This window comes from Siminovitchia sediminis, assembly GCF_042680885.1.
Lineage (GTDB): Bacteria > Bacillota > Bacilli > Bacillales > Bacillaceae_C > Siminovitchia > Siminovitchia sediminis.
This window is the reverse complement of record NZ_JBHUEO010000032.1, coordinates 79,016-95,030: the sequence shown is the minus strand read 5'-3', so window position 1 is coordinate 95,030 and position 16,015 is coordinate 79,016. Positions and strand designations below refer to the sequence as shown.

Genomic DNA, 16,015 nt, shown 5'->3' with positions numbered 1-16,015 from the left:
GACGAAGTGACCTCCGCTCTGGACCCCGAGCTGGTCGGGGAAGTGCTTAATGTCATCAAGGACATCGCCCATACGAGCAATATGACGATGATTTTGGTAACACATGAAATGGATTTTGCCCGTGAGATTTCCGATCGGATTGTTTTTATAGACAAAGGAAAGATTGTGGAGCAGGGACCGCCCAAACAGGTGTTGGAAAATCCAAAGACCGATAGATTGAAAGTATTTTTAAAGAGATTCCACAGGGATTCCCAATTTTCATAAGAAAGAAAGGATTCCTATTTCATATCATAGATATTTATATTAAAGCAGCATTGCATTGTCCGGCTCTGACGGACAGTTTTTTGTACATCCTCCTAGGACGTCTCAATCCTTTGAAACCACTATTGCTCACTAAGGATGCCCTGTTCTTCCGGGGGGACTTAATGCAATGTTTGGCTGTGGCCAGGCGACACCGCTATAAACATCTAATTTCAATACATTTTAAACAAGTGAAGGAAGGGATGGGTTTGTTATCGTTTAATATTTTGGAGTATAGGGAGAGGCTTGACAAAACAAAGCAGCGGATGGTTGCGGAAGGAATGGATGTTCTGCTTGTGACAGATCCGGCCAATATGAGCTATTTAACCGGATACAATGCATGGTCTTTTTATGTTCATCAATTGCTGGTTGTCATCATTGATGAAGATCAGCCATATTGGATCGGGCGGGGGCAGGATGCCAGCGCGGCTAAACATACTTCATGGCTCGATGATGATCATATTATTCCTTATGACGATGACTATGTACAATCTACCGTCAAACATCCGATGGATTTTGTCTGTGATGTGTTAAGGGAGAAAAAGCAGGACAAACGAGTCATCGGTGTAGAAATGGATGCCTATTATTTTACGGCAAAAAATTATGTCCAGCTGATGAACGGTCTCCCAAACGCAACATTGAAGGATGGAACGAATTTGGTCAACTGGGTCCGTATTGTTAAGTCTGATAAAGAAATTGAATATATTAAAAGAGCAGCAAAAATTGCAGAAAAGGCAATGGGAGCGGCTGTGGATTCGATCAATGAAGGGGTGCGGCAATGTGATGTCGTTGCGGCGATTTCTCATGCCCAAATCAGCGGGACCGAAGATTTTGGAGGGGACTACCCATCCATTGTACCTCTTCTTCCGACAGGCGAAAAAACATCGGCCTGCCATTTAACCTGGACAGATGAGGTGTTTCAAGACGGAGACCCGGTTATTATTGAGTTGGCCGGCTGTTATAAAAGATACCACTCTCCTTTAGCCAGGACCGTAGTAGTAGGCAAGCCGACTGACCAGCTGCAGTATATTGCTTCTGTTGTCATAGAAGGATTGAATACTGCTTTGGATGCGATCAAACCCGGCATGACATGTGAGGAAGTTGAACTGATTTGGAGAAAGTCCATTGAGAAAAGCGGAATTAAAAAAGAGTCCCGCCTCGGATACTCTATTGGTTTGAATTATCCGCCTGATTGGGGTGAGCATACAGCAAGCCTCAGGCCGAGCGATTACACGATCTTGAAGCCGAATATGACATTTCATCTAATTCCCGGCATTTGGCTGGATAATGTCGGTATAGAAATCAGTGAATCGTTCCGCGTAACAGAAAATGGATGCGAAGTACTGGCTGATTTTCCGAGGGAATTGCTCATCCAGCCGAATATTCGCCTTGCGTAAGCATACGATGAAAAAAGAGCAAGTGTTCACATGGCCACATGTGACACTTGTTTTTTGCTGGATACTCTTTAAAAAATGCAAAGAGCGAAAATCGAATTCAAAGCGCGAATTCCGATTTCAAAGCGCGAATTCCAGTTTCAAAGCGCGAAAACCAAGTTCAAAGGGCGAATTCCCGATTCAAAGCGCGAAAACCAAGTTCAAAGCGCGAATTCCCGATTCAAAGCGCGAAACTCGAATTCAAAACGCGAATTCCCGATTCAAAGCGCGAAAACCAAGTTCAAAGTGCGAACTCCGATTTCAAAGCACGAACTCCGATTTCAAAGCGCGAATTCCCGATTCAAAGCGCGAAAACCAAGTTCAAAGTGCGAACTCCGATTTCAAAGCGCGAATTCCCGATTCAAAGCGCGAAAACCAAGTTCAAAGTGCGAACTCCGATTTCAAAGCGCGAATTCCCGATTCAAAGGGCGAATTCCCGATTCAAAGTGCGAAAACCAGTTTCAAAGCGCGAAAATCGAATTCAAAGCGCGAAAATCGAATTCAAAGCGCGAAAATCGAATTCAAAGGGCGAATTCCCGATTCAAAGCGCGAAAACCAATTTCAAAGTGCGAACTCCGATTTCAAAGCGCGAATTCCGATTTCAAAGCGCGAATTCCCGATTCAAAGCGCGAATTCCCGATTCAAAGCGCGAATTCCCGATTCAAAGCGCGAATTCCCGATTCAAAGTGCGAATTCCAGTTTCAAAGCGCGAAAATCGAATTCAAAGCGCGAATTCCGATTTCAAAGCGCGAATTCCGATTTCAAAGCGCGAATTCCGATTTCAAAGCGCGAATTCCGATTTCAAAGCGCGAATTCCCGATTCAAAGCGCGAATTCCCGATTCAAAGGGCGAATTCCCGATTCAAAGCGCGAAAACCAATTTCAAAGCGCGAACTCCAATTTCAAAGCGCGAAACCCGGTTTCAAAGGGCGAATTCCCGATTCAAAGCGCGAAACCCGGTTTCAAAGCGCGAAAACCAAGTTCAAAGCGCGAAAACCAAGTTCAAAGGGCGAATTCCCGATTCAAAGCGCGAAAACCAAGTTCAAAGGGCGAATTCCCGATTCAAAGCGCGAAAACCAATTTCAAAGCGCGAAAATCGAATTCAAAGTGCGAAAATCGAATTCAAAGCACGAACTCCAATTTCAAAGCACGAACTCCAATTTCAAAGCGCGAAAACCAAGTTCAAAGCGCGAATTCCGATTTCAAAGCGCGAAAAGCGGTTTAAAAGCGGAACGCCAAACTGCAATCCCCGTTTTCAAATCGCAAAACCCAGATTCCAAATTAAATCTTTTAAAGCCAGTACCCACAATCCAGGTAACAAGACATAGAGAGAGCTGCCGATTTCTTTTCAAATTGTATAAATTGAATTTAAAAAGTTCATACAGATTTGACGATGTTTTTAAAATCTTAATTTAATATAATGAATTTAAACTTGTAAGCATTTGCAAAAAAGGGGGCTTTTGTATGTTGCCATTCAGCTATGAAGAATACCAATACAGGCTGGAAGAGACAAAGAAAAAAATGACGCAAAAAGGAATGGATGTACTGCTTGTCACCAATCCAGCAAATATGAACTATTTATCCGGATATAACGGCTGGTCCTTTTATGTGGATCAACTGCTTGTCGTCATTGCTGACGAAGAACAGCCGATCTGGATCGGCAGACATATGGATGCCAACGGCGCAAGAGCTACGACTTGGCTGTTTGATGATCACATCATCCCTTATCCTGAATCCTATGTCCATTCAGACCAGCATCCGATGGAATTCGTAGCGGATATTTTACATGAAATTGGACAATCCAACCGCAGAATCGGCCTCGAAATGGAGTCTTATTATTTCTCGGCTCTTGCTTATGAAAAGCTGAAGCAGAGTCTTCCAAACGCGAAATTCGTGGATGCGAGCCTGCTAGTCAATCAAGTTCGGCTGATCAAATCAGAACAGGAAATTGAATATATCCGGCGGGCCGCAAAAATTGTTGAAAGAGGCATGGAAGCCGCTGTTGAAAATATAGCTGCAGGTGTCCGGGAATGTGATGTAGTCGGCGAAATTTATAAAAATTTGGTTTCCGGCACACCGGAATTTGGCGGTGACTATCCATCTATCGTTCCAATGCTTCCATCCGGTGAAAATACGTCTACTCCTCACTTAACATGGACAGACAGACAATATAAATACGGCGAAATGGTCATCATTGAACTGGCCGGGTGCCATCAGCGCTATCATTCGCCATTGGCAAGGACAGTATCCATTGGCCAGCCAAGTGAAGAAGCGTACAATGTGTCCCAAATTGTTGTGGAAGGGCTGAATACGGCACTTGATGCTGTCAAGCCTGGGGTCACCTGTGAAGAGGTGGCACTCGCCTGGGAAGGTGTCATTAAAAAATACGGCATTGAAAAGGAGTCACGCCTGGGGTATTCGATGGGACTGAACTATCCTCCGGATTGGGGAGAGCATACGGCCAGCATCCGGCGCGGAGATTTGACAATTCTCAAGCCAAATATGACTTTCCACATGATACCCGGGCTTTGGTTCGATGATTACGGCATTGAAATCAGCGAGTCGTTCCGAGTAACCGAAACGGGTTGTGAGGTATTGGCTGATTACAGAAGGGAACTCATTGTTAAGGAAGATTTGGACTTAACCATTATCAGCTAGGAGGTGGAAACATAGATGCATATTTTCACAGAATCGGAGATCAAGCAAATGATCCGGCTCGACAAACAAATGATCCCGGTCATTGAAGACGCTTTTACGCAGCTAAAAGAAAAGGATGTCGTCATGCCGCCAATTATGAGGGTTGATGTAAAGGAAAGCAATGGAGAGGTGGATGTTAAAACAGCCTATATTCCAGGAAAAGACATGTTTGCATTGAAAGTGTCCTCCGGATTTTTCAATAATTATAAGCTCGGTCTTCCAAGTGCCAATGGATTGATGATGCTGATCAGTTCCATCACTGGAGAACCAAAAGCTTTGCTGCTGGATAACGGATATTTGACGGAAGTCCGCACGGCAGCAGCCGGTGCCATCGCTGCCAAACATATGGCAAAAGAAGATGTTCACACAGTAGGGGTAATCGGAACCGGTGCCCAGGCCCGCTATCAGCTGAAAGCGCTCAAGCTGGTCCGCGATTTCCAAAAAGTATTGGTATACGGCCGCTCGAAAGAGAATGCCGGAAAATTGAAGGAGGATATGGAAGCCCTCCTCAATGTGGATATTCAAATTGAAGCAGAAGTGGAACCGGTTGTCCGGAACAGTGATATTGTTGTTACGACAACGCCTGCCACAAAACCTTTGGTGAAAGCCGATTGGCTTCATCCGGGCCTCCATATTACAGCTATGGGATCGGATGCTGAAGAAAAGCAGGAGTTGGAAGCGGATGTACTATCCAAAGCCGATCGTTTTGTCTGTGATACAAAAGCCCAGTGTGCAAGGCTCGGTGAACTGCATCATTCCATTGAGCAAGGGTATATTGACAAGGCCGCTCCCGTTACAGAACTGGGGGAGCTCACTTCAGGAACATCCAAAGGCAGACTGAATGATCAAGAAATTACCGTATGTGATCTGACCGGGACGGGAGTACAGGATACAGCCATTGCCCTTCTGGCATATGAACGGTTAACCGAAAAAGATGGAATTGGATTAGCCATCGACAACAAAAAAATCATTCATTTTACGTAATCTGTATCGGGATGGGGGGTCAACGATGATAACAGATAAAACAACCATTAAAGAAGAAGCAAGAGCGATTGCTCAACAACTAAGAGAGTGGCGGCGTCATCTCCATCAATATCCGGAATTAAGTTTCCAGGAATATGAAACCAGCCAATTTGTAGCCCGGAAGCTGAGGGAATTTGGAAATATTTCTGTACAGACAAATATAGCGAAAACCGGTGTCGTCGGAACGCTTTCATCCGGAAGCGGGCCGACCATCGCCATCCGTGCCGACATGGATGCATTGCCCATTTTGGAGCAGTCCGATCACACTTACCGTTCCAAGAGAAGTGGAGTCATGCATGCGTGTGGACATGACGCTCATACGGCGATCCTGCTCGGCATTGCCAAAATTTTTTCAGACCGGTCTAAGGAAGGCAGACTGGCCGGTACGATAAAATTTTTGTTCCAGCCGGCAGAGGAAGACACAGATGAAGAAGGCTTGTCCGGGGCCCCCAGAATGATTCAAGAAGGCATCTTGGAGGATGTGGAAAAAGTGATCGCACTTCATGTCTGCCCTTGGCACCCGGTTGGAGTCATCCAGGTAAATGATGGTTACAGTATGGCTAATGTAGACGTCTTCCATGCCAAAATTATTGGGTCAGGCGGGCATGGCGGATACCCGCATATGACAAATGATCCAATCTGGATATTGGGCTCTGTTTTGCAGGCCTTCTATGGATTGGTGTCCAGAAGGATATCCCCGCTTGATACCGCAGCAGCGAGCATCGGGATGGTGAATACGGGGACCGCCAGCAATATTATCCCGGAGGACGTATCTATTACAGGGACACTGCGGACGTATTCTCCTGAAGCAAGGGAAAAGCTGATTCAGGAGGTTGAAAATATTTTTAAAATATCCGAGTCTTTCGGGGGCAGCTATAGCTTCCATGTAGAAAGAGGAGAACCGGCATTAAAAAATGATCCGGAGCTCAATACGTTTTTGGTTCAAACGGCAAAAGACCTGTATCCCGAAATCCAAATTGAAAGGGAACCTTTCGGAATGGGAGGCGAGGATTTCGGCTATATGACAGAAAAAATTCCGGGTGCTATGTTTTTCCTTGGCTGTTCTCTGGAAGATGGAAAAAACAGGGATCTTCATACCAATATTTTTGATATTGATGAACGATGTCTGGAAATCGGGGTTTCCATCCTAGCCGAAACAGCAGACCGGTTATTGTCTGGAAAAACATCCATTTTATTACAGTAATTATAATATATGGAAGGGTGTGATGAATTTGTCGACTAAAGTATTAGGAAGAGAAATGTATCTCGCCGGAAAATGGGTGGGAAGCGACCGGACGATTGAGGTATATAACCCTCAAGATCAGTCTCTCATTACAACTGTACCTGCAGCGACTGCTGAAGATATGCTGTTTGCTGTTGAAGAAGCTAAAAAAGGAGCCCAAATTTCTGCCAACTTGCCGGTTCATCTTCGTATGAGCATCATTCATAAAGCAGCGAACTATATAGAGGAACGAAGTGAAGCATACGCCGTAACCATTGCTCAAGAGGGCAGCAAGACGATCAGAGAAGCAAGAAACGAAGTAAAGCGGTGCATTCAAACACTGAGGCTGAGTGCGGAAGAAGCGAGAAGAATCCATGGTGAAACCATTCCGTTCGATCAATCTGAAAGCGGGGAAAACCGTGTCGGATATTATTATCGCTTCCCTATAGGAATTATCGGTGCCATTACACCCTTTAATGACCCGCTGAATCTTGTAGCGCATAAAGTCGGCCCGGCCATTGCCTCTGGAAATGCGATCATTGTTAAACCAGCAACTGTTACACCGTTAAGCGCACTGCTGTTGGCAAAGGCCTTCGACCATGCAGGTCTTCCGAAGAAAATATTATCTATTGTAACGGGAAGCGGCAGGGAGATTGGGGACGTCCTCGTTACCCATCCTGATGTCCGGATGATTTCATTTACCGGCGGATTGTCTACAGGTGAAGATATTGCAAGAAAAGCAGGATTGAAAAAGTTAAGTATGGAGCTTGGATCCAATTCACCAGCCATTGTGTTAAAAGATGCCGACATTCAGGAAGCCGTTAGTGCATGTGTATCAGGTGCCTTTTCCGCGGCTGGCCAAAACTGTATCGGTGTACAAAGAATTCTGATTGAAGAAGAAGTTTATGGTGCGTTCAAATCGGCATTTCTTGAAAAGACGGCCACATACCAAGTTGGAGATAAAAGTTTGGAAACAACAGACATGGGGCCGCTGATCAATGAAAAAGAGGCAATAAGGGTGGAGCAATGGGTCAATGAAGCCGTTGATATGGGTGCGGAGCTGCTGATCGGCGGTAAAAGAGACGGGGCGTTTTACTCACCGACGGTATTGGAGAATGTTCCGGAACACTGCACGATTGCACGTGAAGAAATTTTTGGCCCGGTTGTCCTCCTCTTCCCGGTTTCAAATTTGCAGGAAGCGATTGAAAAATCCAATGATGTCAATTACGGCCTCCACGCCGGTATTTTTACAAAGGAAATTGAAAATGCATTTTCCGCTATTCACCAGATGAATGTGGGCGGCATTATGGTCAATGACAGCGGAGATTATCGAATAGACGGTATGCCTTTCGGCGGAGTAAAAGGATCGGGATTGGGCAGGGAAGGCGTCAAATTCGCCATCCAAGATATGACGGAACCAAGAGTAGTCAGTTTTAAACTGCAGAACTACGGTACTCAACTGTAGAAAACGAACTGATTGGGGAGCAGCCTATGAAGAAAAATACAAAGCCAAGTTTTATGAATAGTACTTTTTGGATTTCCGCTATCCTCGTCTTCTTAGCCGTCGTTTGGGGAGCTGCAGACCCTGCGGGCCTCTCGGCGGCGGCGAATGCCGCGTATGCTTTTACAACGGATATATTTGGATGGTTCTATCTGTTGGCTGTCCTGTTTATCGTCGTATTTCTTTTTGGCCTGGCACTGAGTAAATATGGAAGTTTGAAGCTTGGAAAAGATGATGAAAAGCCGGTATATTCCTTCTACGCCTGGATTGGAATGCTGTTCAGCACCGGATTCGGTGCAGGGCTTGTATTCTGGGGGGTCGCTGAACCCATGAGTCATTTCGTCCATAGCCCATTAGCTTTGGAAGGGAAGACACCGGAAGCGGCAAGAGTCGCCATGCAATATTCATTTTTTAACTGGGGCATACATCAATGGTCTGTATTTACGATCGTCGGTCTGGTTCTCGCCTACTTCCAGTTTAGAAAAGGTGAAAGAGGAGAAATCAGTACGACATTAAATCCGCTGCTGGGAAAACACGGAAAACGAGGTATTAGGAAAACAATCAATATCCTTGCTGTGATTGCAACAGTGATGGGTGTGGCAACTTCCCTTGGCATGGGCATCCTGCAAATTAATGGAGGGCTCGACTATCTATTTTCTATCCCGCAAAATACGCCTGTCCTGCTGACCATTACAGGTATTTTACTTGTCACATACCTTACTTCAGCTGTTACAGGTCTGGATCGGGGAATTAAAATCTTAAGTATTTTGAATTTAACCATGGCATTAGGGTTGGTTGTCGTTGTTCTCGCACTGGGGCCCACTACTTTTATACTTGAAAGTTTTACAGTGGGAATCGGCGACTATATCCAGAATTTTTTCGGAATGAGTCTGGCATTGTCACCCTATCAGGGAAGCACTTGGACAAAGGAATGGACGGTAGCCTATTGGGCATGGGTAATTTCCTGGTCTCCTTTTGTAGGCGCATTCATTGCCCGGATTTCAAAAGGAAGAACCATTCGGGAATTTATTTTTGGAGTTTTAATTGTCCCGCCGTTAATTGCAACCATGTGGATCGGGGTTTTTGGCGGTACAGCACTTCATATGGATCTTTTCAAAGGCGGCAATATTGCGGATGCTGTTCAGGCTGATGTGACCAGTGCATTGTTTGCCACATTTGGAAATTTTCCGATGAGTACTTTGCTTTCCGTGATCTTTATTTTGCTTATCGTTACGTTTTTGGTCACTTCGGCCGATTCGGCTACCTTTATTTTAGGGATGATGACATCAGAAGGTCATCCGAATCCATCCACCTTAGTAAAAGTCATATGGGGTGTTCTCATGTCGGCTATTGTTGCCGTGTTAATCATAAGCAGCGGGCTGCAGGGCCTGCAGACGGCATCACTTGTCACAGCACTTCCATTTACTGTTATATTGCTACTTATTACCTATTCATTGGTCAAAACGATCAAAGAGGATCACAGTCCGACCATCAAATCGGAATCAGTGCCTGACTTTGTAAGGAAGAGGAAGGCGCAATAATAAATCTATACACTGGAGGAATGCAGCATGGCAATGCAAGTAAACAATGAAGCACAAGTGAAGTTTGAAAAATTGGCAGAACTGGATAAAAAGCACTTTTTACATCCTTCTACACCAATTAAGCAGCATATGGAGAAAGGTCCCGGCCTGATTTTTACAGAAGGAGAAGGGATTTATCTAAAAGATGTCCGTGGAAGAAAACTGATAGACAGCTTGTCTTCACTTTGGAATGTTAACATTGGCCATGGAAGATCGGAACTGGGCGTGGCAGCCATGGAGCAAATCTCCAAATTAGGTTTTAGCTCCACTTTTGCCGGGAACAGCCACGAGCCGGTCATCAAGCTTGCTCAAAAAGTGGCAGAGTGGACACCGGGTGACCTAAATACGACATTTTTCACATCAGGAGGATCCGAGTCCAACGATACGGCCTTTAAAACCGTACGCCATTATTGGAAAATTAAAGGACAGCCGAATAAAACGAAAATCATTTCCCGCAGCCTTTCTTATCATGGGGTCGCCATGGGGGCAACAAGTGCAACAGGGATCGAGCCGTTCAGAGAATTTACAACATCATTGGCGCAAGGGTTCTTGTACGTTGATTCATCCATTAAGTCCTTAAAAGCGATGATCGAAAATGAAGGGGCAGAAAATATTGCAGCGTTTATTTCCGAGCCGATCCAAGGATCCGGTGGCGTAAATCCCCCGCCGGAAGGATATTTTGAAGAAGTCCGCAAAATTTGTGATGAAAACGATATTCTGTTTATTGCTGACGAAGTGATTTGCGGATTTGGAAGAACAGGAGAAAACTTTGGAATGAATCTGTTCGGAGTGGTTCCGGATATCATTTGTATGGCAAAAGGCATTTCCAGCGGATATGCACCGATCGGCGGCATGGTTATTTCAGACAGCATTAAAAATGAGTTAATGGAACATTATGACGGGAATTTCTGGCACGGCTACACATACAGCGGCCACCCGATGTGCGCTGCTGTTGCATTGAAGAATCTGGAAATTATTGAAAATGAGAACATGATTCAAAATGTTCGTGATATGGGTGAAGAGCTGCAGAAAGGGTTGAAATATTTAGAGGAAACGCATGATATGGGCAACCGCAGAGGTGTTGGTTTGCTGGGCGCCATTGAATTTTTCAAGGACTTGGAGACAAAAGAAAGATATGCAGAGCCTGTGTCGGCAAAAGTAGTGGCCAAAGCGCTTGACCGCGGTCTTTTGGGCAGAAGCATTGTATATGGAGGGCAGGATACACTCGCATTTGCACCTCCATTCTGCATTACAAAAGAGGAAGTCGAAACTATGATTTCCATTATTGATGATTCTATCATGGAAGTGAAAAAAGAATTATAAGTAAAATATGAATCCCCTTGCCGAAGCAGGGGGATATTTTCTTTTAGGAAGATGAGATTTACTTTAAAACCCTGGGTTAATTGTTGAACAAATGAAAATTATGATACAATTTAAATGTAATGCCAAAATTAATTAGTATACATATATGGCCTTTTCTTTCTTCTCAGTTACTTCTCCAATGACTTCGGCCTGTATGGCGAAAGTACTTTTAAGAGAATCTATAAAAGTCGTTGCTTCTTGCTTGGGCAAGCTGATGAGCAGTCCGCCGGATGTAATGGCGTCACATAAAATAAGCTGTTCTGTTTCGGTAAGGTCTTTATTATAATCCACATCATTTATGAGCCACCGGTGATTGGATTTGGATCCTCCGGGGACTATACCGTCTTCTGCCAGCTCTAGAGTTCCGGGCAAAACAGGTACATTTTGATTAAATATTGTAAGGCTTACCTGGCTCCCGGTCGCCATTTCGAAGGCGTGTCCCAGAAGACCAAAACCGGTAATGTCTGTTACAGCATTTGGTTTAAATTGGGCTAAGCATTCTGCAGCATATTTATTTAACGATCTCATTACATCTGTTACCCGATGAATTTGTTCTTTCGTCAGCATGTTTCTTTTAAGGGCTGTTGTCTGAATTCCAACACCAATGGGCTTGGTTAATACAAGTACGTCTCCTGGACGAGCACCGATATTCTGATAGATTTTTTCTGGATGAACGGTTCCGGTAACGGAAAGGCCGAATTTAGGCTCACTGTCATCTATCGAATGCCCGCCGACAATTTGTGCCCCGGTTTCTTCTACTTTATCGCTGGACCCTTTTAGTATTTGGGCTAATATTTCTGGTCCAAGTTTTTTAATAGGATAACCGACAATATTTAATACTGTTTTCGGTATCCCGCCCATTGCATAGACATCACTGAGGGCATTGGCGGCAGCAATTTGACCAAACATATATGGATCATCCACGATGGGGGTAAAGAAATCCACTGTTTGTACAAGGGCGATTTCATCCGTTAACTTATACACACCGCCGTCATCGGGGTTATCGAGGCCTACAAGCAGGTTTGGATCATGTTTTTGTTTAGGTACATAACGCAAAACTTGCGTCAGGTCCTCTGGACCTATTTTGCACCCTCAGCCTGCTTTCGTAGATAATGAAGTTAATTTTAGCTGATCTGTCATTTTATACCCCCCTTTTTTAAATAATCAAAAATTCAAACTCAAATAAAGTATAGTTTGTTTAAAGAAAAAAAGCCAACAACTAAATTGACTTGGACGGTGAGAGATATGACAAGCTATCTAAGGTATTTACCTTCTATACACAAATTAAAAGCGCATAGGCGGTTTTCGGAAATAGCCGAAACAGCTCAAGTCTCAGAGGAAGTTCTGACAAATTGGATCACTGAACAAGTGCAAGAAGTGAGAATCCAAATGGTGAACGACGGGTTGCAAATGGAAGATATTAATAGGGAAAAACTTGTAGATTATATATTTTTATTACTGGAAAGGAAATTGAGAGGCAACAAGGAAAATCAATTGCGACCAGTTATTAATGCAACTGGAGTGGTTCTGCACACCAATCTTGGAAGAGCCCGCTTAAGCAGACAGGCCATTGATCAGATTACGGAAATTGCACTATCTTATTCAACGCTTGAGTATAACCTCAAAACCGGTGAAAGAGGATCCAGGCAAAGTATTATAGAGAATTATATTAAACAGTTAACAGGAGCCGAAGCTGCCATAGTCGTTAATAACAATGCTGCGGCTGTTTTCTTAGTACTAAAGGCGCTCGCTTTTGGGAAAGAGGTGATTGTTTCTAGAGGAGAACTTGTTGAAATAGGCGGTTCCTTCCGGATATCCTCCATTATGGAAGAGAGTCAAGCCATTTTGGTAGATGTCGGAACGACCAATAAAACGCATCTACATGACTATGAAAATGCCATAACTGAAAATACGGCCATGCTGTTGAAAGTTCATAAAAGCAATTTTAAAATTTTTGGATTTACTGAAGAAGTGGATACAGATGAATTGGTACGTGTATCAAGGTACTACCATATTCCAATATATGAGGATCTTGGAAGCGGAACTTTATTTGATTTTCAAGAGAAGAAAATTGGAGCTGAGCCTACAGTCCAGGATAAAGTTCAAGCGGGTATCGACATTATTTCGTTTAGCGGAGATAAGCTGTTGGGAGGACCACAGGCTGGAGTAATTATAGGTAAAAAGAAATACATTGACCAATTAAAGAAACATCAGCTTGCGCGTGTACTGCGAGTAGATAAGTTTACCTTGGCAGGACTGGAAGCCACTCTAAAATCGTACATTCGAAACCAGGAGCAGAAAGAAGTTCCAACCATTCGCGATATTGTAACGCCCAGTGAAACGATCTTGAAGAAGGCAAATGTTTTTCTGCAGAAACTCACTTCTGAGGATACCACATTTATTTGCGATATTGAAAAGGAGAGTTCAAGGGTTGGCGGAGGAACGATGCCGGAAGTTGCATTGGAAACTTATGTTGTACATGTTAAGCATGATACTTTATCAAGCGATGAGATTGCCAGGAGACTAAGGAATTATACAATCCCTGTTGTAGTGAGGGTCAAAAATGATTCAGTTATTCTTGATTTCAGAACAGTAACGGAGGATGAACTTGAGAAGGTAGTGGAGGCATTTTTACATATTCAACCCCAATAGAGTGATAGTTTAGTTTATCAATAAATGGCGGGATCGGGTGGGAATCGAACCCACCGGAGACGTCACGCGCCTCCCAATTGGTTTTGAAGACCAAGGAGAACACCAGTACCTCATCCGACCCCGTAAAGATAAATAATGTAGACTATTTAGACATCTACTATTATATATTTGTTTGGATTCTTTAAGCAAGCATAAATTATTGGATGGCAGGTGAACGATATGAGTCAGTATTTCACAATAGGAATGGCCGGTCATATCGACCATGGAAAAACAACTTTAACCAAAGCGCTGACAGGCATCGATACGGATAGATTAAAAGAAGAGCAAGAAAGAAGTATTTCGATAGAATTGGGCTATGCTCCATTTATAAAGGACGATCAGATGCAAGTTTCTATAGTGGATGTTCCGGGACACGAAAGATTTATTCGCCAAATGATTGCCGGTGTAGCCGGTATAGATATGGCGGTATTGGTGATTGCCGCTGATGAAGGGATCATGCCCCAAACAAAGGAGCATCTCGATATACTTTCGCTTCTAGGGATTAACCACGGGCTGGTGGCTGTAACAAAAATAGACAAGACAGACCGTGAGATGCTGGAACTTGTATTGGAGGATATTAATGAAAATCTTAAGCAAACTTTTTTAAATCATGCACCGGTTGTTTGTATAGACAGTTTATCCGATAAGGGTATTCCGCAATTAAAAAGCAAGATCATTGAAGAGTTGAGAAATATAAAGAAAAAGGAAATAAAGGGCTCCTTCCGCCTGCCTATTGATCAAGTATTTACCGTTAAAGGACAAGGGACTGTTGTCAGAGGCACCGTGTATGACGGGGAGGTTAAGCAAGGAGAACGTTTAAGGGTATTACCTAAAAATAAGGAGGTGCGTGTTAGGCAAATTCAAATTCACCATCAACAGTCCGAAAAAGCTTTTTCAGGTCAGCGCACAGCGATTAATATCGGAGGCCTTTCATATGAAGATGTGTCGAGGGGCGATGTTCTCGTTGCAGATGAATACTATTCAGTTACAGATCGTATAGATGTTGTTTTTTTTCCATTAAATGACTTGAAATATCAGATTAAACAGCGCCAGCCTGTTAAATTTTACATTGGGACATCTGAAGTCATGGGAAAGATGATTTTTTTTGACCGTAATGAAATAAGCGAGAATTTCAGCGAGGAAATCCTTTGTCAAATTCAGCTGGAAAAAAAAGTTGTAGCCAGCCGGGGGGACCGTTTTATCATAAGAAAACCGACGCCTGTAGAGACTGTGGGCGGGGGGTGGGTCATTGACCCAAAAGGAAGAAAATACAGGTTCGGAGATAAAACTATTGATCAATTAAAGATGAAAAAGGAAGGAAGGCCAATTGACCGTATTCGCTCCTTGTTGAAAGAAAACCTTGTATTAAAAGACAGTGAAATAGTAAAGAAAGCCTCTATTACTGAGGAAGAATTCCATGATATGAGCGGAATCCTGCTGAAGATGAATGATGGGTTCTTTGCCCTTCATTCCACAATCGAACAGTTAAAACACCAGATTACTCACTTGTCAAGATCGTTCCACCAACAGTTTCCCATGAGATTGGGATTGGATAAAGCGGAGATGACTTCTGAATTAAAGAGACAATACCCTGTAATTCTTATAGAACAGGCACTAAGAGAATTAATAAAAGAAAAGCGGGTAAAAATCGATCATCAATATGTATCCTTGGCTGATAGGCAGCCTGAATTGCCTCATGCATGGAAAACAAGGCTTGAAAATGTGCAGAAGGTGCTTATAGAACAAGGAATACAAGTGGACAAGTTCAGCGTACTGCTGAACAGATTTGACATCCCTGCCGATATACAGAAGGAATTTTATCATTATTTAATACACATGAATAAAGCATTTGTATTAGATGAGGATATGTTGATTTCGAGGGAGTCAGTTGAACAGGCTTACTTAAAATTAAAAAAAGATACGGATTCACAAGACTTTACACTGCAAATCGCAAGGCAAAGTTTACAGGTTACAAGAAAATATTTAGTTCCATTGCTTGAACTTTTTGATACGTTGGGTTATACCAAAAGGGCAGATCACATACGTAAATGGGTTGACAAAAGTGAAATGGTAAAATAAGGAGATTGTTAACACAGTTAGTATCCAATATTAGCTGTGTTTTTATTTAATTTAAAAATTTATCAAAATAGTTTGACTGTTGTGTGCTTTATTTGATAAGATTTTCTTATAGAAATTATAATATTTAA

The 16,015-nt window shown here is 43.2% G+C and carries 11 protein-coding genes, 1 tRNA gene and 1 pseudogene; 11 read left to right on the top strand and 2 right to left on the bottom strand.

The genetic code is table 11. The features are described 5' to 3' along the window. The 9 genes and pseudogenes from ACFSCZ_RS12050 to ACFSCZ_RS12010 all read left to right on the top strand — a co-directional run. A pseudogene (locus ACFSCZ_RS12050) lies at nucleotides 1–264 on the top strand (ectoine/hydroxyectoine ABC transporter ATP-binding protein EhuA); the annotation flags it as partial. A gap of 245 nt (nucleotides 265–509) precedes the next feature. Next, the gene (locus ACFSCZ_RS12045) at nucleotides 510–1,697 is read left to right on the top strand and encodes a M24 family metallopeptidase (RefSeq protein WP_380774179.1); all 1,188 of its coding nucleotides are present in this window, start codon (nucleotides 510–512) and stop codon (nucleotides 1,695–1,697) included. Beyond that, nucleotides 1,690–3,060 carry a hypothetical protein gene (locus ACFSCZ_RS12040; RefSeq protein WP_380774178.1) on the top strand — a complete coding sequence of 457 codons (1,371 nt, stop codon included), beginning with the start codon at nucleotides 1,690–1,692 and terminating at the stop codon, nucleotides 3,058–3,060. Before ACFSCZ_RS12045 ends, ACFSCZ_RS12040 begins: the two co-directional genes overlap by 8 nt. A 136-nt stretch (nucleotides 3,061–3,196) precedes the next feature. Beyond that, nucleotides 3,197–4,390, top strand: coding sequence for a M24 family metallopeptidase (locus ACFSCZ_RS12035; RefSeq protein WP_380774177.1), 1,194 nt, complete (start codon nucleotides 3,197–3,199; stop codon nucleotides 4,388–4,390). A 15-nt stretch (nucleotides 4,391–4,405) separates the two neighbouring features. After that, nucleotides 4,406–5,413, top strand: coding sequence for a cyclodeaminase (locus tag ACFSCZ_RS12030; protein ID WP_380774176.1), 1,008 nt, complete (start codon nucleotides 4,406–4,408; stop codon nucleotides 5,411–5,413). Nucleotides 5,414–5,438: 25 nt separating this feature from the next. Continuing rightward, nucleotides 5,439–6,656, top strand: coding sequence for a M20 metallopeptidase family protein (locus tag ACFSCZ_RS12025; protein ID WP_380774175.1), 1,218 nt, complete (start codon nucleotides 5,439–5,441; stop codon nucleotides 6,654–6,656). Nucleotides 6,657–6,678: 22 nt separating this feature from the next. Beyond that, nucleotides 6,679–8,139, top strand: coding sequence for an aldehyde dehydrogenase family protein (locus ACFSCZ_RS12020; protein ID WP_380774174.1), 1,461 nt, complete (start codon nucleotides 6,679–6,681; stop codon nucleotides 8,137–8,139). A 26-nt stretch (nucleotides 8,140–8,165) separates the two neighbouring features. Continuing rightward, on the top strand, nucleotides 8,166–9,716 hold the full coding sequence (locus ACFSCZ_RS12015; RefSeq protein WP_380774173.1) for a BCCT family transporter: 1,551 nt from the start codon (nucleotides 8,166–8,168) through the stop codon (nucleotides 9,714–9,716). 27 nt (nucleotides 9,717–9,743) lie between these two features. After that, the gene (locus ACFSCZ_RS12010) at nucleotides 9,744–11,078 is read left to right on the top strand and encodes an aminotransferase family protein (RefSeq protein ID WP_380774172.1); all 1,335 of its coding nucleotides are present in this window, start codon (nucleotides 9,744–9,746) and stop codon (nucleotides 11,076–11,078) included. A gap of 132 nt (nucleotides 11,079–11,210) precedes the next feature. Here the strand turns inward: ACFSCZ_RS12010 and selD are convergent, their stop codons facing one another. Continuing rightward, the gene (selD, locus tag ACFSCZ_RS12005; RefSeq protein WP_380774171.1) at nucleotides 11,211–12,257 is read right to left on the bottom strand and encodes a selenide, water dikinase SelD; all 1,047 of its coding nucleotides are present in this window, start codon (nucleotides 12,255–12,257) and stop codon (nucleotides 11,211–11,213) included. Nucleotides 12,258–12,362: 105 nt separating this feature from the next. On the opposite strand from selD, the gene selA reads away from it, so the two are divergent. Continuing rightward, complete coding sequence (gene selA, locus ACFSCZ_RS12000) at nucleotides 12,363–13,769, top strand: L-seryl-tRNA(Sec) selenium transferase (RefSeq protein WP_380774170.1); 1,407 nt, start codon at nucleotides 12,363–12,365, stop codon at nucleotides 13,767–13,769. A 25-nt stretch (nucleotides 13,770–13,794) separates the two neighbouring features. Here selA and ACFSCZ_RS11995 read toward each other — a convergent pair. Beyond that, a tRNA-Sec gene (locus ACFSCZ_RS11995) sits at nucleotides 13,795–13,891 on the bottom strand. Nucleotides 13,892–13,988: 97 nt separating this feature from the next. On the opposite strand from ACFSCZ_RS11995, the gene selB reads away from it, so the two are divergent. Next, entirely contained in the window at nucleotides 13,989–15,887 is a 1,899-nt protein-coding gene (selB, locus tag ACFSCZ_RS11990; RefSeq protein WP_380774169.1) for a selenocysteine-specific translation elongation factor, read from the top strand. Nucleotides 15,888–16,015: the final 128 nt, after the last annotated feature.

What these genes read in the sequence shown, in the direction of transcription:
- ACFSCZ_RS12030 (WP_380774176.1), top strand. Translation starts at nt 4,406, where the DNA reads ATGCATATTTTCACAGAATCGGAGATCAAGCAAATGATCCGGCTCGAC.
- selB (WP_380774169.1), top strand. Translation starts at nt 13,989, where the DNA reads ATGAGTCAGTATTTCACAATAGGAATGGCCGGTCATATCGACCATGGA.
- ACFSCZ_RS12025 (WP_380774175.1), top strand. Translation starts at nt 5,439, where the DNA reads ATGATAACAGATAAAACAACCATTAAAGAAGAAGCAAGAGCGATTGCT.
- ACFSCZ_RS12010 (WP_380774172.1), top strand. Translation starts at nt 9,744, where the DNA reads ATGGCAATGCAAGTAAACAATGAAGCACAAGTGAAGTTTGAAAAATTG.
- selA (WP_380774170.1), top strand. Translation starts at nt 12,363, where the DNA reads ATGACAAGCTATCTAAGGTATTTACCTTCTATACACAAATTAAAAGCG.
- ACFSCZ_RS12035 (WP_380774177.1), top strand. Translation starts at nt 3,197, where the DNA reads ATGTTGCCATTCAGCTATGAAGAATACCAATACAGGCTGGAAGAGACA.
- ACFSCZ_RS12020 (WP_380774174.1), top strand. Translation starts at nt 6,679, where the DNA reads ATGAATTTGTCGACTAAAGTATTAGGAAGAGAAATGTATCTCGCCGGA.
- ACFSCZ_RS12015 (WP_380774173.1), top strand. Translation starts at nt 8,166, where the DNA reads ATGAAGAAAAATACAAAGCCAAGTTTTATGAATAGTACTTTTTGGATT.